Here is a 21,024-nt window from a genome sequence, read left to right as displayed (position 1 = left end):
CGCTGCAACTTAATTACGGCTGCTCTACCGAAAGCCTGGCCTGATGCGGTGTTGAAATGTTCGCAAGTGCTAAAAAATTAGCCAATACCTGATGACCATACTCGGTTAACAGCGACTCGGGATGGTACTGGAGCCCCCATATTGGTAAGGAGCGATGAGCAATTGCCATGATTTCGGGTACTGCGCCATCCTGGCTGAAGGCCAACGCCTCCAGACACTCTGGTAAACTCTGAGGTGATATTACCAGTGAATGATACCGTGTTACGGTAAAGTGCTCCGGGATATTGGCAAACAGCGGGTGGCCGTTATGAGCAACGGGTGACAGTTTGCCGTGCCGGATATGCTGCGCGCCAACTACCTGCGCACCAAATACCTGCCCAATCGCCTGATGCCCTAAACATACGCCGAGTAATGGCAACTTACCGGCAAAATGGCTGATGACTGACAGACTAATACCTGAGTCGTCTGGGGTACAGGGGCCGGGTGAAATCACAATGCCTTGCAAAGGCATTGCGGCAATGTCTTCCAAACTGACTTCGTCGTTTCTGACGACCTTTAGCTCACAACCCAGCTCAACAAAATAGCGCGCCAGGTTATGGCTAAACGAATCATAATTGTCGATGAGCAATAACAAGTGGTACTCGCAACTTGCTTACGGTTTTGCAATAAACCCGAGTGCTTCGTAGGTTGCGGCCAGGGTTTTACTGGCTTTCGCCTGTGCCTTGGCTGCACCATCTCGCATTACCTGGTTGAGATACGCCTGGTCTTCACGGAACTGATGGTAGCGTTGCTGAATAGGTTCAAGTAATGCTACTACTGCATCTGCTACATCGCCTTTCAAGTGTCCGTACATTTTGTCTTCGTACTCAGGTACTAAGGCTTCAACCGACTTTCCAGTGGCCAGCGACAATAAGGTCAGCAGGTTACTTACACCAGCTTTTTCGACTGGGTCGTAGTAAATGCGGGCTTGTTCATCCGAGTCGGTCACGGCGCTCTTGATTTTTTTCGACAGCTTTTTCGGATCTTCCAACAACCCAATGTAATTTTTGGGGTTGGTGTCAGACTTCGACATCTTTTTATCAGGCTCTTGCAAACTCATGATACGTGCGCCGAATTCCGGGATGTAAGGGTCGGGCAGGCGGAACGTATCGCCATAGATATTGTTAAAGCGTGTCGCTACGTCTCGGGTCAGTTCAAGGTGTTGCTTCTGGTCTTCGCCAACCGGCACTTTGTCGGCCTGATACAGCAGAATGTCGGCAGCCTGCAGCACCGGGTAGCTGTACAAGCCTACGTTGATATTGGATGCGTTTTTGGCAGACTTGTCTTTAAACTGGGTCATGCGATTGAGCTCACCCATCTGTGTATAACAGTTCAGTACCCAGGCCAACTGCGCGTGCTCAGGAACGTGTGACTGCACAAAAAGTGTGCTTTTTTGCGGGTCGATACCGCACGCCAGATAAAGCGCCAGGCCGTCCAGGCAGGCTTGTTTCAGTTTTTCAGGCTCCTGACGTACAGTAATGGCGTGTAAATCTACCAACATGTATAAACAGTCGTGGTCGTCCTGCATGCTTACCCATTGCTTCAATGCGCCCATGTAGTTGCCAAGGGTTAATTGACCAGACGGCTGACAGCCGCTAAGTACGATTGGTTTTACACTCATGAATTATTACCTACTGTTATTACCGGGCGTTGACCGAAGCCAGTTCGTTGCGCATTTGCTGAATCACGGTGGCGTAATCAGGTTGATTAAAGATAGCTGAGCCGGCCACAAACATATCTGCGCCTGCTGCTGCAATGGCTGCGATATTATCGACTTTCACTCCGCCGTCAACTTCCAAACGGATATTTCGCCCTGAATCTACGATTCGTTGCTTAACTTCGCGCAGTTTATCCAGTGTGTTGGGAATAAATGACTGCCCGCCGAAACCCGGGTTTACCGACATCAACAAAATATGATGTAGTTTTTCCATTACGTAATCGAGGTGAGAGAGTGGTGTGGCAGGGTTAAATACCAATCCCGGCTGACAGCCTTTGTCGATTATTAATTGCAGGCTGCGATCTACATGCTGACTGGCTTCCGGATGAAAGCTAATCATGGTGGCACCGGCGTCGGCGAACTGTTCTATCAGTGCGTCGACAGGGGACACCATAAGGTGAACATCGATGGGGGCAGTAATCCCATAGTCCCGCAGGGCCTTACAAATCATTGGGCCAAAGGTGAGGTTAGGCACATAGTGGTTGTCCATTACATCAAAGTGGACTACATCGGCACCGGCTGCCAATACCTTTTCTACATCTTCACCCAAACGAGCAAAATCCGCCGACAAAATTGACGGAGCTATCAGAAAATCTTTCATACCTTACCTTTGGTTGTTCAGGCCCTGGCGCACAGCGTTTATTCAGCGCGCGGTGATCGGCTAAATTTTACCGGATTATGTGTGTGGGCAAAAGGTGAAATGCCGCCCTTTATTGGTGAGGGCGCACTATCCTGGTGCGTTTGGGGCGTCATGGAGTTCATATGAATCTAGCAATGAAAATATTTTTTTAAAATAAAAATGATTTTTATCAATTGTTTAAGTTTAATTTTGATGATTTTTTTGAAGGGTTTTAATTGGGCATCAAGTTTGCGTATATGCAAAACACAATAACAAGAACCATAGACAGAAAGTGATTTAAAAACACTTATGCAAAGTTAATTTACGGAGAACACACATGAAATTTAACAAAACATTGGTAACTTTAGCTGTTGTTGGGTCTTGCCTGACGTCTACTGCTGCCCTGGCGGATAGCGTATCGGCTAACATTAGCGTTACTAACAACTACATCTGGCGCGGTCTTACTCAAACCATGAACGAAGCTGCGGTACAAGGTGGTATCGACTACGCAAGCGACAGCGGCTTCTATGCTGGTACATGGGCATCTAACGTTAAGTACGGTGCAGACGATGTGTACTCTTATGAGCACGATATTTATTTTGGTTACTCAGGTGAGTCAGGCGACATTTCTTATGACGTTGGTTACCTGTACTACAACTACGACACAGAAGCTGGTTTCGACTTTGGTGAAATTTACGGTACTGTAGGTTATGGTAACTTCAGCGCAACGCTGTACGTGTTGGCAAATGCTGAGCCAGATGAAGAGCCAGGTCAGGACTTCGGTTTTGGTTCAACTACTTACTTATCTCTTAACTATGCTTATGCACTGGAAAACGGTACAGAAGTAGGTGTACATATTGGTTCTCACCAGGGTGATTTCTCTGAAGCGTTCAATGGCGTACCAGGAGACTACATCGATTACTCTTTGAGCCTGTCTAAAGACGGTTTCGGATTCATGATCAGCGGTACTGACCTGGACGATTCAGGTCCGGATGCATACGACAACGACAGCATGAAGTTCACTGTTTCTTACGCAGTAGATTTCGAACTGTAAGCGATAATCGCTTAAAAATTATTTGTTGTGCGTACGGGGCCATGCAGAAATGCATGGCCTTTGTACTTTTGGATGATCTTTTCGTTGCCACACGGACGTATCTGGTTATAATTACGCCAATGGAATCTACTGGGTAGATAAGTGAATGATTAAACAAAACCTCAAATGGCGGGTATCAAGCACAGTTTTAACTGTGGGCTTGCTGGTAGGTACATTTCACCTGGCAACGGATAGCCGCGAATTAACTGCAACAGAGTGTCAGCCTCCTTGCACAGATGTGCAACAGCAAGCCGAGCAAGTGAGCTGGATGAGCTGGTTAACAGGTCGCTCTACATCTTACCGATTCCACTATCTCGATCTGCTGGAATTGTTGTCTCGCCAGAAAGGCTCGGAAAGCGAATAAGCAATATGGCCAGTAAACCCGGTTTACTGCAAGTAGTGCAAAGCGTGTTAGCCAGTGCCTTTGGCGTGCAAAGTCAGAAGAAATATCAAAGTGATTTCTCTCAGCCGGATGCGAAAGTCTACATTGCGGTAGGGATTGTATTTGTGGTGCTGTTTGTCTTGTCTCTCATTGCACTTGTGCAATGGATTATACCCTAAACTACAAGCGCTAAGCCTTCGGCTTACTGATGGGCATGACTGGTGTGTCGTCGAAATACGCCAGCAACTCACTTACTGCATTACGTTTACTGCCGTTTTGACTGATTGAGCGTTTCACATTTAATGTTGAAATGCGTGCGCCATTGTATAACTGGCGGGTTAACGGTAGATCGTGATTTGAGATCAGTACAGGTATGTCACGTTTGTATGCGGCGCGTTTGGCCAGGGTAGCCAACTTGTGCTGACACGCCAGGCTAAATTGCTTTGCAGCATAACTGGTGAACAGTGCCGTTTTACTGATGGGGGCATAGGGCGGATCGCAGTAAATCACACTGCCTTTGCGGGCGCGCTGAAACACCTTTTCAAATGGCAAACAGGTAAATTTTGCCTTCTGCGACTTTTCCGCAAACACATACATTTCGCGTTCGGGAAAATACGGACGTTTATAGCGGCCAAAGGGCACGTTGAACCGGCCACTCAAACTATAGCGACACAATCCGTTGTAGCCATGGCGATTTAAGTACACAAACAACAATGCTCTGTAATGTTCATCTGTCGTTTGGTTAAATTCTTCACGCAGAGCGTAATAGGTGGTCTCGTCGTTATTTTTCGGCGTGAAGTACGATTTCACATCATTAATCAGCGCATCTGGCTGCTGCTTTAGCAGGTTGTACAGACTGATTAGATCCGGATTAATATCGTTGAGGACATACTGAGGGTAATCTGAGTTGAGAAACACCGACCCGGCGCCAACAAAAGGTTCAATGAGTTTGTTCGCTGCTGGCAATTGCGCGTTGATTTTTTCTACCAGGCTGTATTTGCCTCCTGCCCATTTGAGGAACGCCCGGTTTTTATTAATTGCCATTATGTTAGTAACTACTCACTGACGATTTATTGATTATTAGTCTTCGTGTAAAGCATAGCCATGACAGCGCACATATTAAAAATGAAGCTGTAATACCAACTTAAATAGAAGTTTCGACTCGCCCTCAGGGATCACTCTGAGAGGGCAAACTTCTATGCGATTTGGTATATAACCTGTTTAACCCAGATAAACCATGATTGTAGCGACCACAGCGGATCCCGACAACCAGCAATTTCCAGAAACCGTAAAAATTTAGTTTGAAGCGTTGAGTTCGCGTTGGATTTGCCTTCCGGACTTCACAAAAACCGCATCCCGGCCTGGAAAAGCTGGCAGCGCGGCAATCATTTCTCTGGCCTGCTGCAAAGACGCCGCGCTGGTTTGCCATAACAGCACATACCAATCGCCGCCATAGCGTGTAGTTTTGTATACTGTTACGTTGGAGGTGAGATTGTGGTCGTTTAAAAAGCTCGTTGCCAATGGTAAATCTTTCATACCTGCTATCTGAATATAATAGCTGGCTGCATCTACAGCCGACATCAGGCTTACGGCAGAGGTATCAGCCGCGTCATTGCTGGTGATTGCCTCAGCACTAAGCGTTGCTTCCGGCTGGTGGCTGGGCATGGCGACACTGGCTTGTTCATGTGTATCTTCCATCAGGCTAACATCCTGACTCTGCTCTGTTTTGGCCGGGTCAGACTCCGTTGCAGATGAAGTAGAAAGTGCAGTGGGCAAACTGGCAGCTGCCGTCAATTCGGGCACAGTATCTTCTTGTTGCTCAACGATGTCGGACTGCGTAGGCAGTGCGTTCATTGCGTCGCTGAAACTGCTTACAACTCGATTATTCGTTTGTTCTGCTTGCAGAGTTGTGTCGTCTGAGCTGTCGGTTTGCATCGGTACGCTAATGGTCTGACTGGGCAAGGATGCCTGTGAAGATAACGCTACTTCGTTTGCGCTATGCACATTCGCGCTATCAGAGTGCTGCTCAATAGGATTGAACAAAGTGCTTAGCGTGGCCCCATATTGCCAGCCTAATAAGGCAACAAAAGAGGAAATAAACACTGCACTGATTACCAGCCAAACCCACGGAGACCGAAGCCGATTCGGCCGTGTTTCTATATGTGCCAATCCTTTCGCTTGTCTGTAACGCTCAAATGCTGCTCTGCGCTGCGCCAGTAACTTGTCTACCTCGCTACCATAACTGTCACGGCTAACAGACTGACTGCTAATAAGTAGTGGTGTATCGGTATTCTTGGCGGGTAGCCATTGCTTGGCTTGTTCTGCCCATTCGGATTCGCCAAACAGTAAAACATTAAGGTGCTGCTTATTGTTGGCGAAGCGGCTTTGTAGTACCAATTCCCACAATTCCTGTAAGAATTGGTTAGGTAAAAACTGCGCGTTGGTAATGGTGATCAGTACCGGACCATTGTGATGATTAAGCTCGGCAAGTAGCTCATTGAGTGGCCTTACAAAGCTCCCGACCACCTGACCTAATAACTGACGGCACACATCGCGGCGATAATCCGCAACCTGCATAGTTTCGTTGGCAGTAATAAAGGCCAACTCAGTATTGTCGGCCTGTTGAAATACAAATGATTCAAGCGTGCGCTGCTGTTCTGCAATAGAGTCACCGCTAACAAAAATTAGCTGAGACGAATAATTGACCAGATATTCCAGTCGGTCATGCAGTTCAGACGCCACGTTGTAAACCTTATAGCTTGTAATTAACCTGCTGGTTGGCTTAACAACTCTGTCAGTATGGCTTCACTGACGTTCTTTGTTACCACCGCGTGCCCGATACCTTGCGGAATGACAAAGCGAATGTGTCCGGCCTCAACTTTTTTGTCGCGAGCCATATGACGCATATAATCGTTGTAAGACATGGTGTTGGGTCCGGCAACCGGTAAATCAAATGCCTGTTGCAACGCCTCAACCCGACGGGTTTCTGACGGTGTTAGCCAATCCAGCTTCTCTGCTGTCTTGCAAGCAAGGATAATACCAGCCGCAACGGCCTCGCCGTGTAACCAGTTGCCATAGCCTTGCTCGGCTTCAATGGCATGGCCAAAGGTGTGTCCCAAATTCAGTAACGCGCGAATGCCACCTTCGCGTTCATCCTGGGCCACCACCTCTGCTTTTATTTGGCAGCAGCGGAAGATCGCGTGCGCTAAAGCGGATTGATCCAACTCCCTGAGCGCTTGCTGATTGGTCTCCAACCATTCAAAAAAGGCATTGTCGTAAATGATGCCGTATTTGATCACTTCGGCCATACCTGCTGAAAATTCACGTGCTGGCAGCGTGTTGAGCGTGTTGATATCAATAGCAACCAAAATGGGCTGATAAAACGCGCCAATCATGTTTTTGCCAAGCGGATGATTTACTGCGGTCTTGCCACCCACCGATGAATCAACCTGAGAGAGCAGGGTAGTAGGTACCTGAATAAAGGGTACACCCCGCTGGTAAGTGGCGGCCACGAAGCCACACAGATCACCAATTACACCACCACCCAACGCAATCAGTGTGGTATCGCGCGCAGCGTTCATTTCAAGCAATCGCGTCATCACCACTTCAAATTGCTCTAAGGTTTTGTATTGTTCGCCGTCGGGCAATGTGACTACATCTACCTGCTTGTCACCACAAGCCGCAATAACCTTTTCCAGATACAAAGGGGCAATGGTTTCATTGGTAACGATAACTGCCCGCGGACCTTTTATGTAAGGCACAAAAAAGCCGGCTTGGTTTAGTAAGCCGGCTTCTATCTGGATTGGGTAGCTACGATCGTCAAGTTCTACAGTTAAGATTGACACCGGGGTAGCTCCTAAAAAAATTTATAATCCGATTTTGCTGATGATTTGATTTGCCACTGCCCGGGCAGATTGATCATCGGTATCCACCACGTAATCAGCCACTTCTTCGTACAGTGGATTACGCTTTTCAGCCAGATCTCTTAATACCTGCTCTGGATCGTCCTTTTGTAATAATGGACGACGCTTATCGCGCTGAGTGCGGGCGACCTGCTTGTCGATTGTTGTTTGTAAATACACTACGATGCCGCGAGCCGATAAACGATTGCGAACTGCTTTGGTCATAATAGAACCACCGCCAGTTGCTAATACAATGCCTTGCTTATCGGTAAGGTCGTTAATGACAGTCTCTTCGCGCTTGCGGAAACCTTCTTCGCCTTCTAAATCGAAAATCCAGGTAATATCAGCGCCAGTGCGACGTTCAATCTCCTGATCAGAATCGTAGAATTCCAGATGTAATTCATCTGCTAAATGACGACCAATGGTACTTTTACCTGCGCCCATTGGACCAACCAAAAAGATATTACGTTTTTCAGCCATATTTGCTTATTTCACAACTCATCAATGTTAAGGGTGCGTTAACTGAGTTTCTCAACCACCCATTCACACGTGCTTATTTTGTTGCTAATAAGCACATATACTCAACCTCGTAAAAATTTCGAGAGCGGGATTATCTCAGTTTCTCAGACCGCTATGCAAGTGTTGTTGCAACATTGGGGTGGATGTTTTGAAATCAAGGGGGAAATCAACGCTGTGCGCAACAAAAAAACAGCAAAATTATGTTGCGGCTGACCAATACCCCTATTTTTCATAGGGGCTAAAGGTCCTCTGTTACAATTTTGGGGGTCACAAATATTAGTAGCTCGCGTTTTTGATAAACAGTAGAACTGTTTCTGAATAGCGCGCCGACTACCGGTAAATCACCAAACAACGGTACTTTGCTAACGTCATTGCTGTTTACTTGCTGGAATATGCCTCCCAGCACAATGGTTTCGCCATTCTCTACCAGTACCTGGGTTTTGATTTCCTGTGTATCAATGGCAACGGCATCGCCGGTTGCCGTTGCAACGGTTTCGCCTCGGGTATCCTGCGTAACCACCAGATCCAAAATAATACGATTATCCGGTGTGATATGAGGGGTTACTTTCAGACTCAGTACGGCCTTTTTGAATTCTACCGAGGTGGCACCACTGGAAGTGGCTTGAGAATAAGGAATTTCAGTACCCTGCTCAATGTAAGCTTCTTGCTGATTGGCAACAGTGATGCGCGGGCTGGCAATGATTTCACCTTTGTTTTCCGTTTCCAGTGCCGACAGTTCTAAATCAAGAATAGTACCGTCTGCCAGGCTCGCAATTTGAAAACCAATTGCGCCTGCTGCACTGGTTACCGGTAAATTAACGTTCAGTCGGTCACTTAAATCAGGCACTACGCCACTTGCAATAGTGTCAGCGCCTTCCAGTGAACCTGAAATGCCGTTGTCGTCCTGACGGTCAGAGAATCCCCAGCGTACACCGAAGTCTTCTCCAACGTTGTCGCGCACAGTTACCATACGCGACTCAATAAGTACTTGTTTAACCGGAATATCCAGTGATGAAATTACTTTTCTGGCTTCATCAATGGATTCTATGGTATCGCGAACCAAAATGGTGTTAGTGCGTTCGTCTACGGTTACTGTACCGCGCTCGGTTAAGATGCCGCCGCTACCTTCACTGGCTTTCAGAATATTTGCCAGCTCGATTGCCTTTGCATAATTTACGGTAATGCTGGCTGAAGATAATGGAGCAAGTTGCGCTACCTGCTGGTCGCTTTGTAGTTTTTGCGTTTCCCGTTGCGACAATTCTTCGCTTGGCGCAATCAGCAGAATGTTGCCTTCACGACGCTTATCCAGACCTTTGATCTTCAGGATCATATCCAGCGCCTGATCCCAGGGTACCCCGGTGAGGCTAATGGTGACATTACCCGTAACGGTATCAGTAGTCACCAGGTTAAAGCCGTTAACTTTGGCAATAATTTGCAGCACCTGACGAACGGGGACGTCCTGGAAATCCAGCGAAATCGGTTCGCCTTCATACTTACTGCTTGCCAGGCTGGCTACCTGATCGGCACTCATTGGAATAATGATTACCCGCAGTGTTTTACCATCCTGCTCTGTGCTGGCGGTTACTTTTCCTTCGTAGTTAAATACCACGCGCGATGATTCTTTTTCCTGAAAAGTCTCAATGCTGGTTACTGGCGTACCAAATTCTGTTACGTCCAATTCAACCAATTGGTCTTCACCTAATTCCGTTTTAGGCAAAGTAAGTACTAACTTTCCTTTTGCTTCAATAAGCTGTGGCTGACTTTTGCTGTTCGAAAACGTAAAGGTTGTTACCGCGCTTTGCTTTGCGCTGCGGGTAAAAGCAATGTCGTTTAACGCAGATTGAAAAACAGATTCTTGTGCGGCGTTGGGATTCAGTAATTGAGGAGATTCCTGTGCGTTTAATTCCGACGCAACGACATTGGCAAGCAATAAGGTAACCGCCAGGCCAACCAGCCAGGTTCGGCGTTTACTGCGCTTGTTCAGTCTTTCGTTAAAGATATATCGCTTAGACATCTTATTTATCTCCTGCTCACGAACCCATCGCGAGCGTTGTTTCTTTGCGCTGCCAGCATCCGGTGCCATCCGGCACTAATTCTTCGATGATTACGCTGTTATTCTGAACGTTTATAATCCTGCCAAAAAACAACCCGATACGGTTACCCACCTTGGCCTGATACAAGTTGCCATCATTGGTTTTAAACAATACCCAATTCGCGCCGTTCGACCGGAAGCTACCGGTTAATTGCAACGCATCTATACCGTAAGATTCCAATGGCTCTCTTGTCCGGCTTAAATCTGGCTGGGTACAGTTCGCTTTGGTTTGCATAACTATGGGAGCCATTTCGCGTTTGGGTCGCATGAACGGGCTTCTGAATTCAGAGGCGCCGTAAATAAAAGCCGGTTGCTGCGTAAATTCAGGATATGGCTCAATACGAGATTGCGTAGTTTGCTTCACCTGATCTGTGTAAGCAACTAAATCATCCATTTGCGGAGCACAACCTGCTGTTAAGCCTACTAAAACCAATATAGCCAGCGAACGTAAGGGCTTCATTTTTTGTCCCCTTCGTTTTTGGTGTTTGCTGCGCGGTAGGTTTTAGCCAGCAAGCTCAATTTAAGGCCGTCTTGTTCGGCTTTCAGTTCAAAATCGTGCATGGTAACGATGCGCGGTAATGCTGCCACCTTTGACACAAACTCGCCGATATTGTGATAACCACCATTCACTTCGATTTTTATCGGCAACTCGGTATAAAACTCTTTAGGAATTTCATTTTCCCAGTTTATTAACCGGAATGTCAGTCCCGCGCTGGTACCTACGTATGTAATATCATCCAGCAGGCCGGGTGTTTCGTTGCGGGTAGGCAACGACTTCAGCATCGACGAAAAGTCTTCTTCAATCTGCGCCAGTTGTTTTTTATATGCAGCAAGGTTTACTGCCAGACGGTACTTGGCTTCAAACTGTAACTTGAGTTCGGCTTCCTGACGCTCTGCCGCGTCCAGCATGGGCAATTTGGGGCTGATAATGGCAAAGTAGCTGATTGCGCAAATCACTACCGCTACAAACAGCGAAACCACTACTTTTATTTCAAACGGCCATACCGCAACCTGTTCAAAATCCAGATCGTTCATTTCTTTCAGGCGAGACACATCAAACTTCATTTTTTGCCTCCCTTGGATTTTTGTTCAGCTTCGCGCTGAGCATTTGCAAGTACCTGGCTTATCGAGAAAGTCAGGGTGAACTCGCTTACCGAATCACTTGCACTGGTGTCCGCTACAATCGAAGACAGGTCGCCAGCACTGAAAACTTTGGAGCGCTCCAACTGACGCATAAACTCGGCCAGACGGTTGTTTGATTCACTGGTACCGCGTACTTCAATTTCTGCACCTTTGCGGATCATAGATTTGAAGCTCACGCCTGGGGGCACCAGTCGTGCCAGCTCATCCAACACGTTTGGTGTGATGTTTCGGCTGCTTTGTAACTGTTCAATCAGTGCCATGCGCTGTTCAATTGCCGCCTTGCTTTCCTTAATGCGTTTAATCTCGGCGATTTGGCTTTCCAGCGCGGTTATTTCATTTTGCAGGTATTGGTTACGGGTGTTTTGATTGCTGATTTGCGTTTCAATTACCTGGCCAACAATCCAAAACACCAGTCCACAGAATACGGCTACCAATGCCAGCGTTACCAGGAACTGTTGTTTTTGTTTTTGACGGCGCTGTTCACGCCAGGGAAGCAGGTTTATATGTGCCACGACGAAAACCCTCTGCTCGCCAATCCTGCGGCAATAACCATCATAGGAGCCAGCTGTTTAACCTGCTCAGGATTCACTTTGTCACCCATCTTCATTTGTGTGAAGGGGTCAAAAATATCAACGTCGATACCTAAATCCTGTTTAAGTGTTTCAACCAGTGCGGGCATAACGGCGCCTGCACCGCAAATCAGAATGCGGTCGGGGCGGTCGGCGTGCACCGTACTCATGTACATTTGTAGCGCACGGTTAATTTGTTGCTGAAGGTTGGCCGCAAATACCGGTAGGGTTGCGAGTTCCCAATTAGCAGGTAACTGCTGGTTTATCAGCTGCTCTTCGGTGTCTTTGCGATCTTGCATGTGTACCAGTGCCAGATCCTGGATAAGCATATCCACACCAAAGTTATGTTCTTTGCTGTACAGCACCTGACCCGCCTGCCATACGCACACTTGCAGTAGTGATGCGCCGATATTAATGCAGCAAATCCGCTCATTTTCCACTTTGTTTGGATAGAAATGGTCAATGGCATTGCCCAGTGCATAGCCTTCCACGTCTACCACCAAAGGTTCAAAGCCTTGTTCGCGAACCAGTGTAGAACGCAGCATCACAATATCCTTGTGGGCTGCAGTAAGCAGTACATTGACTTTACCAGCATGCGTTATGCTCATACCCAGTTCTTCAAAGTCCAGGTACACCTCTTCAAGCGGGTAAGGAATAAGACTGTCGGCCTCTACTTCTATCTGACCTTCCAGTTCAAAGTCGGTCTGATCGGGTTCCATATGAACTACTTTACTGATCACCGATGCACCCGCAACAGCAATAGCAGCGGGTTTGAGTTTACTCTTCATCGACTTTCTTACTTTGCGAAGGGCAAGACTCACCGCTTCCATATCGGTAATTTCACGCTCGCGAAACGCATCTTTAATTATGGGCTCGCAGGCAAAGGCAGACAGCGTGTAATCGCCGTCGCTACCTTCCAGCACCACTGCTTTAATACAACGCGTACCAATGTCGAGCCCGACAATGGGTGGTTGCTTCTTTTTAAACAGCGATTTCAACATATAAACCGTGCCTTTGAGTGCCTGCGTAAATTTCTACCATATGATGTTACTGAATTTTTTTCTATTAAATGGTTCTAATAAATACACTTAGGTATAAAATATAAGTCATTTTGGCAAAAAAGCCCTGAAATATTGCATCGTGAAGTACATTAAAATCTTATTAAAACTCGGCATTATTGCCGCACTGCTCGGAAGCATTGTACTAACGGGTATCTATTTCTATATCAAACCTGATCTGCCCAGCGTGGTTATCCTTAAGGATGTCCGCTTGCAAACACCGATGCGAATTTACACGCACGACGGCAAATTGATTTCCCAATACGGTGTCAAAAGACGGATTCCAGTAACACTGGACGAAACGCCAGATTTACTTAAAAAGGCAATTCTGGCTACCGAAGACAATCGGTTTTATGAGCATTTTGGTATTGATCCTATCGGCATCACGCGCGCTTTCATTAACCTGGTTGTTACTGGTGAGAAAAGTCAGGGTGCCAGTACCCTTACGCAGCAGTTAGCCCGGGGCTTCTTCCTTACCCGCGAAAAGACATTTATTCGCAAAATAAAGGAAGTGTTTATTTCGTTTCATATGGAAGCGGAGTTAACCAAAGACGAAATCTTCGAGCTTTACCTGAATAAAATTGAGCTTGGGCACAGGTCATTTGGATTTGGTGCCGCGGCACAGGTTTATTATGGAAAGAAGCTGGATGAACTAACGCTGGCACAAATGGCTACCCTGGCGGGGTTACCGCAGGCGCCTTCGGTATTAAATCCCATCAGTCGTCCCGAACGCTCGCTGGAGCGCCGCAGAATTGTATTGCTCCGTATGCTGGATGAAGGTTACATCACTCGCCAACAATTCGATGAGGCAGTGAATGAGCCTGTAACGGCGAAGAAACACGGCGCTGAAATAGAAGTGGATGCTCCCTATCTGGCTGATCTGATCTACAGCGAAATGGTTGAGCTGTACGGTAAAGAAGAGGCAGAAACGGGTGGTTATCAGGTTTACGCTACAGCAGATTCGGCAATGCAGCAGGCTGCTCAGCGTGCAGTGAAGCAAAATCTGCATGACTACGATGAGCGTCATGGCTATCGCGGAGCAGTTGCGCGTTTATGGCCCAAGCCTGACCCGAAAAAAGCCTCGCGTCAAACCGATGCTGCGTTAGCCGGAATATCGGTTGATGAATGTGAAACGCCTGCGCTTTACACCAACTGGCCGTGTGATATTCGCCAGGAGCAGATCATGGCAGCGCTCGACAGCGCTGGTGCGTATGGTTTTGTTTTTCCGGTAGCGGTAACAGAAGTAGAAGAACAACGTTTTATTACCCGCGATATTTCAGGGGTGGAGCGGGCAATTGAATGGGAAGGCATGGATTGGGCGCGTCCCTTCTTAAGTGACAACCGTCAGGGCGAATCACCCCAAACTGCAGCGGAAATCGTATCCCCCGGTGACGTTGTATATATTCGCGAAATGGACGGCCAATGGCGACTCACACAATTACCCGATGTGGCCGGTGCGTTTGTAGCACTGGATCCCCACAATGGCGCTGTGCAGGCCATTGTGGGTGGCTACAGCTTTTATCAGAGTCAGTTTAACAGGGCAACCCAGGCTAAACGTCAGGTTGGTTCAAATATCAAACCATTCATTTATTCAGCGGCACTGGAGTATGGCTATACCATTGCCAGCGTGATCAATGATGCCCCAATAAATGAATGGGACGAAGCGACTGGCGTTGCGTGGCGGCCGCAAAATTCGCCAGCTGAATACGATGGCCCTATCCGCATGCGTGTAGCTCTGGGTAAGTCTAAAAACGTAGTATCGGTGCGTTTATTACGGGGCGTTGGTCTGGATAACACAATCAATCACCTCACAAAATTTGGCCTCGACCGGGCCGACATACACCGTGATGAAACTGTGTCATTGGGGTCCAGTTCTCATACCCCGCTGGAAATTGTGCGCGGTATGGCTGTTATTGCTAATGGCGGCTATTTAATTGAGCCCTATTTTATTGACCGCGTGGCGAATGAAATGGGTGAAGTGCTTTGGAAACACAAGCCCGTAGTGGCATGTGGTGACTGTGCCGAGAAACGCAACACAGCAGCGAAGCCGGAAAGTGAAGAGGTAGATATTGAGGCGCTGCTTGCCGCAGAGCTTAATCAGTCGCCTGCTACTCAATCGCAAAGCGAAGACGAGATTATTCCGGCTCCGCAGGTAATTTCATCGCAAAACGCATTTTTAGTGGCTGAAATGATGCGTTCAGCAGTGCGTTACAATGGTAGCTACAACAAAAAAACGGGATGGCAAGGAACAGGTTGGCGGGCAAGTAATATTCTTGGTCGCGAAGATCTGGCCGGAAAAACGGGTACGACCAATGATTCCCGCGATGCCTGGTTCAGTGGATTCAACCGCAATCTGGTTGCAACTGCCTGGGTGGGATTTGACGATATGAGCCGTCAGTTAGGTCGGGCTGCCTACAACCGGCCATTGGCCGAGCGCAATCCAGAGCGGTTTGGGTGGATTGGTAACGCACTGGTTGGCGCAGAAAGTGGTGCCAATGCCGCGCAGCCAGCCTGGATTCGATTTATGCAAGTTGCGTTAGATGGTGTACCTGAAGCACCCATGCCGGTACCCGATGACATTGTGCGCGTTCGCATTGATCGTACCAGTGGGAAGTTGACCCGACGCACCGACCATACCACACTATTCGAATATTTCCTGCGGGGCACTGAGCCGACCGTTTATGTTCTGGAAGATGACATCGACGATCCGGCACAGCAGGATGAGGAAAGTGTAGACGTAGAGGAAATTTTCTAACGTTTGCGCCAAACGGCAATGCATAAAAAATAAATGGTTAATTACAATGTCTGATGACGATAAGCGCTATCTGTATATCCCTCACGCGGGACCTTCGTTGCTGGAAACGCCACTGCTGAACAAAGGCAGTGCGTTTACCGCTCGTGAGCGAACCGCGTTTAACCTTACTGGTTTGTTACCGCCCCGGTACGAAACCATCGAAGAGCAAGTAGAGCGGGCGTACATGCAGTACAGCTCTTTCGACGAGCCACTGAATAAGCACATTTATCTTCGCGCTATTCAGGATACTAACGAAACCCTGTTCTATCGCCTTATCCAGCGACACATTGAAGAGATGATGCCGATCATCTATACCCCAACAGTAGGGGATGCCTGTGAACAGTTTTCCGATATCTATCGCAGTTCCCGTGGTTTGTTCATTAGCTGGGAAGAAAGACATCAAATCGATGATATCGTGCGCAATGCCACCAAGCGTAAAGTAAAAGTGATAGTGGTGACCGACGGTGAACGTATTCTTGGCCTGGGTGATCAGGGCATAGGTGGTATGGGGATCCCCATCGGCAAACTGTCGCTGTACACTGCCTGCGGAGGCATTTCTCCCGCCTACACGCTGCCTGTAATGCTGGATGTAGGCACTAACAACGAAAAGCTACTGAATGACCCCATGTATATGGGCGCGCGCCATCCGCGGATTAGTCAGGAAGAATACGACGAATTCCTCGACATGTTCATGCGTGCAGTTAGCAGACGCTGGCCCGAAGCTATGGTGCAGTTTGAGGACTTTGCCCAGCCCAACGCCATGCCGTTGTTAAAGCGCTACCGCCACAAAGTCTGTTGTTTTAACGACGATATCCAGGGTACCGCTGCGGTTACACTGGGCACTATTCTGGCCGCGTGCCGCATGCGTAAAGCAAAGCTGTCTTCAATGAATATCGCGTTTGTGGGGGCTGGCTCGGCAGGTTGTGGTATTGCCGAGATGTTGATCCAGCAAATGGTTCATGAAGGTTTACCGGATGCCGAAGCGCGCAAGAAAATCTTTATGATTGATCGCTTTGGCCTGGTAATGGAAGGACAGGAAAACCTGCGTGATTTCCAGCAGCGATTGCAGCACACCGCCGACGAAGTGAAAGACTGGTCTTTCAGTGGAGAATATCCATCGCTTCTGGATGTAGTGAATTGTGCACAACCTGATGTGTTAATTGGTGTGTCGGGACAGCCGGGACTGTTCACTGAGCAGGTTATCCGAGCGATGAAACGCAATAGTGAAATGCCCATTATATTCCCTCTAAGCAATCCATCACGTCAGGTAGAAGCGCGTCCGGAGCAGGTAATTGAATGGACCGAAGGTGATGTGATCATTGCCACCGGCAGCCCGTTTAAGCCAGTGGAATACAAGGGTAAGTCTTATCCGATTGCCCAGTGCAATAACAGCTATATCTTCCCAGGTATTGGCCTTGGTGTTATCGCGGCGAAAGCCCGTTTGATCAGTGACGAAATGCTAATGGCTGCCAGTAATGCGTTAGCAGATGCGTCGCCGTTAGCGAATACCGGTGAAGGGCAGTTATTGCCACCATTGCGCAAGATTTCGCAGCTGAGTCGCGATATTGCCTTTGCGGTGGCCAAGGTGGCGATGCAGCAGGGATTGGCACTGGAACAGACCGATGAAAATCTTCTGGCTAGCATTGAACGCAATTTCTGGCGGGCGGAATACCGGCCATACAAGCGAGTCAGTATTTAACTCGTTTTCCCGGGGCAACGTCATGTTGCCCTTTTTATTTGCCTGAACCGTGTAATTTCTGTAGCGATATTGCAACACTTTCACACTGTTTTAACTCTCTTCAATTAATTTAATTACGCTAACGCCATGATACTTATACTTTTGTTGTAATTGGCATATGCCTTGATACTTCTTGCTCTGTAAAGATAAATAAAAACAAGCAGGAGTAGTTATGTTGTCACTACGTCAATATAGTCTTAAGCCGGTTACCCAGGCCGTTTTAATTAGTTCACTTGTTGGAACGCTAGCAGCGTGCGGCGGTTCTGGTTCCAACAATACCAACGTTAATAACCCGGACAGTCAGCCCGATAGCACCTCATTTTCGCTGGCGGTGTCAGATGCACCAGTTGATCAGGCAAGTGAAGTAGTGGTGTATTTCGATGCGGTGGAGTTGATTGGCGAAAGCGGTAATCAAACGTTTGATGTTCGCGACGGCAATGGCGACCCAAGGGCCATTGATTTATTGCAATATCAGGGCAACGCTTTTGTAGAAATTGTAGCTGCGACTGATATCCCGTTGGGCACGTATTCTCAGTTGCGACTGGTGGTAACCGATGATTCTTATATCGTTACCGACGCAGGTACGTTTAACTTATCTGTACCCAGCGGAGAATTAAAATTGGACGGATTTGTTGCACTGCCAAATGTTGAGGCTGCTTATACCGTGGAATTTGACTTGCGCAAGAGCGTTGTTGATCCGGTTGGGCAAACGTCTACTTATTTCCTTAAGCCACGTGGTGTACGTTTGGTTACGAATAGCGAGGTGGGTACCCTTAGCGGCACAGTTTCAACCGATTTAATCACGCATGCTGATTGCAGTGTAAAAGCCGACAGTGATGTGGGGAATGCCGTCTATATCTACAACAGTACTAATTTAGATGCAGGTTCATTGGGCGACGATGCGGATAGCCCGGAGAATGCTGCCGAAATTTCACCCTACGCCATTGCAACAGTGAATTACGAGGCGTCTTCAGACTCTTACCGTTATGTTGCAGGTTATCTGCCTGCGGGCGATTACACAGTCGCATTCAGTTGTCTTGCCGATGCAGACTTACCAGAATCAGATGAAAATGCGGAAGACGGATTCAATTTCCAGTTGGTTACCGAAACCAGCATTAGCGCAGGTAACGAAACGGTATTATCGCTTTAACCCTTGGTGGGCAAGGGACTGCCCACTTTTTTATGCCGTTTGCTTTTGCAGCCACTGACTGGCGATAGACCATAATGGCAGGCAATGGCGTGAAAAAAAGCGCATATGGCCTATATGGTCCAGACCGTAAGTGGCAGGATCCAATGATTTTTTCTCTGATTTCAAACGGCTGTAAACAGCCAGCATTTCGTCTACATTCTGCGGGCGGGCTATTTCATCATCGGTTGCAGTAAGCCATAGCGAAGGTTGAGTTAACTCATCGTAATAATGTTGGTTTACGCCTTTGCCAAACTCGGTTTTCACATAACCCTGACCGTTACACCATTTTTGCCACTGTGACGCAACGCGCTTAGGTAATGGTTCGCCCATACCGACCCAGTGAGACTGCGTCTGCCCAAACAGCAGATTGGTTAGCGGAATAAAGCAGTTCATATAAAAATGCGCTTTAAACTTATACGGCCACTGAAAATTACGTAAGCTGCCAGATGAACTGCCAAAGGTAACAAAGCTATGTAGCTGGTGGCTGTTCGGCATAAGTCCAACCAACTGACCTCCGGCACTGTGGCCAATTAGATGCAGCGGTAAGTCTGGATACAGTTCTTTTAGCATATCCAGTACCGCAGGCATGTCCAGTTCACCCCAACTCTGCAGCGAAGCCTGGCGCATAACCAGCTTGTGCTTGTCAGACTCACCAATGCCCCTGTTATCGTATGTCAGCACGGCAAAGCCCTGTTCACTCAGGAATTTGGCAAAATGCTGGTAAAAGCGCTGACTTATGCCGGTGGCGGGAGCCAGCATAATCGCGCCTGTCGCCAGACGTTTTGCCGGGTAGAGTGTTGCTGCCAGCTTAACGCCGTCGGCACAGGTAATTGTGATTGGCTTAGGTATGGTCATGAAATGTTATTATATCTATGCTTTCTGGTCTAACCAGTTGGCATTATAGCGAAGCAATATCTGAAGTGCTACTTTAACAAGACGGGGAACTCTGAGCCGATAAAAATGTCCTAAGCCTTGTTTTTGGGAAAATCATACTCCATTTGGCTCTGCAACAGATGGGCTAAAGTCTAATAAACGCAGGGAGAGCAATATGCTTAAATCATTCACACGCGGTGCCGGTAAGGTGTTTGCATTTTGTTCTGGCGGCGTTGCATTGAGTTTGTCAGGTTGTACGGTTAGTTACGATCCTACTGCAAACACCGGTGCAGAAAGGCAGGCTTGTGTTGCCGTTGCTGCAAGAAAACTGAATTGCCCGAATGAGCCTTTTGCAGGAAACAATATTGATCCAAACAGTGAGGCTCAGCAACAAATGTTACCCATGGAACAAAGAGACGAAATATTAAGAAATGAATTAGAAACGCTCAACCAAGAGCACTAACCGTTTCCCTGGCATGTCAGGTGTTGTCGGCTTTACCCTTAGCAAGCAGCACAGGGGATATCGGGAAAGTTACGTACTTGATTGCGTAGTAATCAGCCTCAAACCATGCCGGCAGGCGAGATAGCTATTCGTCCTTCTGGTTGGTTTTTTCTAGATGCTTTCTAATATGGTCATTTAGTTGTTTAACCTTGGCGAGGCAATTTTTCTTTTGCGCACCCAATAGGTCGTCACAGCTTTGAGGTTGAGGCGAACCTTGTGGTGTTTCACCGGTAAGCGCAAAGTTTAAAATTGCTAAATCAATTTCCCCGCCAAGTCCCGAAAGCGAGCTGTCATTCTCTAAACGCTGTTTAGCCAGGCTTGAATTTTGGTGTTGCGCGCTGCTTGATTCGCCCAGTTTGCTGTCGAGAACGGCGCCTAACATTGAGCATCCTTGGAGTGCAGTAACAAGCATGATCACGCCGTAAATTTTCATCTGTTTAATCTCCCGGTTGGTCACTTGTTAACATAAAGGTCGTCTGCCCTGATTGACTCAGCCTTACAATCTGCCTCTGGACTTCCACCCTAAATATCCACCAACGCAATAGCAAATAGGCGACAGCAGTAATCCGGCCAACCCCCCAATATTTGCTCCGGCTCCATTGTAAAAAATGACTATCGACAGGGAATATAGCGTAATCAATACGGACACGACCAGTAAGCCGATTGTCAATCCCTTCAGGGCGTTCACATTAGCCCGGACAGTCATTGATGCCAAGAGGGAAGAGAGTAGAAATGGCGCGCCAAACATCATTGCACATAGTGTCAGGATTGTTTGCGAACTTTCATTTGGCAACA

The 21,024-nt window shown here is 47.7% G+C and carries 21 protein-coding genes; 7 read left to right on the top strand and 14 right to left on the bottom strand.

What is annotated here, in order from left to right:
- Positions 1-13: 13 nt before the first annotated feature.
- The 3 genes from ACLR2L_RS01825 to rpe are packed head-to-tail and all read right to left on the bottom strand — an operon-like array spanning position 14 to position 2,357.
- Positions 14-634 carry an anthranilate synthase component II gene (locus ACLR2L_RS01825; RefSeq protein ID WP_413365182.1) on the bottom strand — a complete coding sequence of 207 codons (621 nt, stop codon included), beginning with the start codon at positions 632-634 and terminating at the stop codon, positions 14-16.
- Positions 635-652: 18 nt separating this feature from the next.
- Positions 653-1,660, bottom strand: coding sequence for a tryptophan--tRNA ligase (trpS, locus tag ACLR2L_RS01820; protein ID WP_140958197.1), 1,008 nt, complete (start codon positions 1,658-1,660; stop codon positions 653-655).
- 19 nt (positions 1,661-1,679) lie between these two features.
- The gene (gene rpe, locus ACLR2L_RS01815) at positions 1,680-2,357 is read right to left on the bottom strand and encodes a ribulose-phosphate 3-epimerase (protein WP_140958196.1); all 678 of its coding nucleotides are present in this window, start codon (positions 2,355-2,357) and stop codon (positions 1,680-1,682) included.
- Between the two features lie 355 nt (positions 2,358-2,712).
- Between rpe and ACLR2L_RS01810 the strand changes: the two genes are divergently transcribed.
- The 3 genes from ACLR2L_RS01810 (at position 2,713) to ACLR2L_RS01800 (ending at position 4,029) form a co-directional block, all read left to right on the top strand.
- Positions 2,713-3,429 (top strand): TorF family putative porin, encoded by a 717-nt coding sequence (locus ACLR2L_RS01810; protein ID WP_140958195.1) that lies wholly within the window; start codon positions 2,713-2,715, stop codon positions 3,427-3,429.
- Positions 3,430-3,574: 145 nt separating this feature from the next.
- On the top strand, positions 3,575-3,832 hold the full coding sequence (locus ACLR2L_RS01805; protein ID WP_140958194.1) for a hypothetical protein: 258 nt from the start codon (positions 3,575-3,577) through the stop codon (positions 3,830-3,832).
- A 5-nt stretch (positions 3,833-3,837) separates the two neighbouring features.
- Positions 3,838-4,029 carry a DUF2970 domain-containing protein gene (locus tag ACLR2L_RS01800; RefSeq protein WP_140958193.1) on the top strand — a complete coding sequence of 64 codons (192 nt, stop codon included), beginning with the start codon at positions 3,838-3,840 and terminating at the stop codon, positions 4,027-4,029.
- A gap of 10 nt (positions 4,030-4,039) precedes the next feature.
- Here the strand turns inward: ACLR2L_RS01800 and ACLR2L_RS01795 are convergent, their stop codons facing one another.
- From ACLR2L_RS01795 to pilM, 9 genes are all read right to left on the bottom strand, one after another.
- The gene (locus tag ACLR2L_RS01795; RefSeq protein WP_140958192.1) at positions 4,040-4,894 is read right to left on the bottom strand and encodes a Dam family site-specific DNA-(adenine-N6)-methyltransferase; all 855 of its coding nucleotides are present in this window, start codon (positions 4,892-4,894) and stop codon (positions 4,040-4,042) included.
- 252 nt (positions 4,895-5,146) lie between these two features.
- Positions 5,147-6,592, bottom strand: a complete 1,446-nt coding sequence (locus tag ACLR2L_RS01790) for an SPOR domain-containing protein (RefSeq protein ID WP_413365177.1) — start codon at positions 6,590-6,592, stop codon at positions 5,147-5,149.
- A gap of 23 nt (positions 6,593-6,615) precedes the next feature.
- Positions 6,616-7,695, bottom strand: coding sequence for a 3-dehydroquinate synthase (gene aroB, locus ACLR2L_RS01785; protein WP_140958190.1), 1,080 nt, complete (start codon positions 7,693-7,695; stop codon positions 6,616-6,618).
- A gap of 21 nt (positions 7,696-7,716) precedes the next feature.
- On the bottom strand, positions 7,717-8,232 hold the full coding sequence (aroK, locus tag ACLR2L_RS01780) for a shikimate kinase AroK (protein WP_140958189.1): 516 nt from the start codon (positions 8,230-8,232) through the stop codon (positions 7,717-7,719).
- 277 nt (positions 8,233-8,509) lie between these two features.
- The gene (locus ACLR2L_RS01775; protein ID WP_140958188.1) at positions 8,510-10,285 is read right to left on the bottom strand and encodes a type IV pilus secretin PilQ; all 1,776 of its coding nucleotides are present in this window, start codon (positions 10,283-10,285) and stop codon (positions 8,510-8,512) included.
- Positions 10,286-10,301: 16 nt separating this feature from the next.
- The gene (locus ACLR2L_RS01770; RefSeq protein ID WP_140958187.1) at positions 10,302-10,823 is read right to left on the bottom strand and encodes a pilus assembly protein PilP; all 522 of its coding nucleotides are present in this window, start codon (positions 10,821-10,823) and stop codon (positions 10,302-10,304) included.
- Positions 10,820-11,428 (bottom strand): type 4a pilus biogenesis protein PilO, encoded by a 609-nt coding sequence (locus tag ACLR2L_RS01765; RefSeq protein WP_140958186.1) that lies wholly within the window; start codon positions 11,426-11,428, stop codon positions 10,820-10,822. The genes ACLR2L_RS01770 and ACLR2L_RS01765 overlap by 4 nt, the downstream gene beginning before the upstream one ends.
- Entirely contained in the window at positions 11,425-12,018 is a 594-nt protein-coding gene (locus ACLR2L_RS01760) for a PilN domain-containing protein (protein WP_140958185.1), read from the bottom strand. The genes ACLR2L_RS01765 and ACLR2L_RS01760 overlap by 4 nt, the downstream gene beginning before the upstream one ends.
- Entirely contained in the window at positions 12,006-13,073 is a 1,068-nt protein-coding gene (gene pilM / locus ACLR2L_RS01755) for a type IV pilus assembly protein PilM (RefSeq protein WP_413365217.1), read from the bottom strand. Before pilM ends, ACLR2L_RS01760 begins: the two co-directional genes overlap by 13 nt.
- Before the next feature lie 142 nt (positions 13,074-13,215).
- Between pilM and ACLR2L_RS01750 the strand changes: the two genes are divergently transcribed.
- The 3 genes from ACLR2L_RS01750 (at position 13,216) to ACLR2L_RS01740 (ending at position 18,815) form a co-directional block, all read left to right on the top strand.
- Entirely contained in the window at positions 13,216-15,888 is a 2,673-nt protein-coding gene (locus ACLR2L_RS01750; RefSeq protein ID WP_413365173.1) for a penicillin-binding protein 1A, read from the top strand.
- A gap of 46 nt (positions 15,889-15,934) precedes the next feature.
- The gene (locus tag ACLR2L_RS01745; RefSeq protein WP_413365171.1) at positions 15,935-17,626 is read left to right on the top strand and encodes an NAD-dependent malic enzyme; all 1,692 of its coding nucleotides are present in this window, start codon (positions 15,935-15,937) and stop codon (positions 17,624-17,626) included.
- Positions 17,627-17,837: 211 nt separating this feature from the next.
- The gene (locus ACLR2L_RS01740; protein ID WP_413365169.1) at positions 17,838-18,815 is read left to right on the top strand and encodes a DUF4382 domain-containing protein; all 978 of its coding nucleotides are present in this window, start codon (positions 17,838-17,840) and stop codon (positions 18,813-18,815) included.
- A 30-nt stretch (positions 18,816-18,845) separates the two neighbouring features.
- Here the strand turns inward: ACLR2L_RS01740 and ACLR2L_RS01735 are convergent, their stop codons facing one another.
- A complete protein-coding gene (locus ACLR2L_RS01735; RefSeq protein ID WP_413365167.1) occupies positions 18,846-19,709 on the bottom strand; it encodes an alpha/beta fold hydrolase in 864 nt (287 codons plus the stop codon).
- 193 nt (positions 19,710-19,902) lie between these two features.
- Between ACLR2L_RS01735 and ACLR2L_RS01730 the strand changes: the two genes are divergently transcribed.
- On the top strand, positions 19,903-20,190 hold the full coding sequence (locus tag ACLR2L_RS01730; RefSeq protein WP_413365165.1) for a hypothetical protein: 288 nt from the start codon (positions 19,903-19,905) through the stop codon (positions 20,188-20,190).
- Between the two features lie 124 nt (positions 20,191-20,314).
- Here the strand turns inward: ACLR2L_RS01730 and ACLR2L_RS01725 are convergent, their stop codons facing one another.
- Positions 20,315-20,662, bottom strand: coding sequence for a hypothetical protein (locus ACLR2L_RS01725; protein ID WP_413365163.1), 348 nt, complete (start codon positions 20,660-20,662; stop codon positions 20,315-20,317).
- Between the last annotated feature and the right edge of the window lie 362 nt (positions 20,663-21,024).

Source organism: Alteromonas sp. AMM-1 (assembly GCF_047290655.1).
Lineage (GTDB): Bacteria > Pseudomonadota > Gammaproteobacteria > Enterobacterales > Alteromonadaceae > Alteromonas > Alteromonas mangrovi.
Note: the sequence above shows the minus strand (reverse complement) of the source record. Positions and strands in the feature narration are given on the sequence as shown.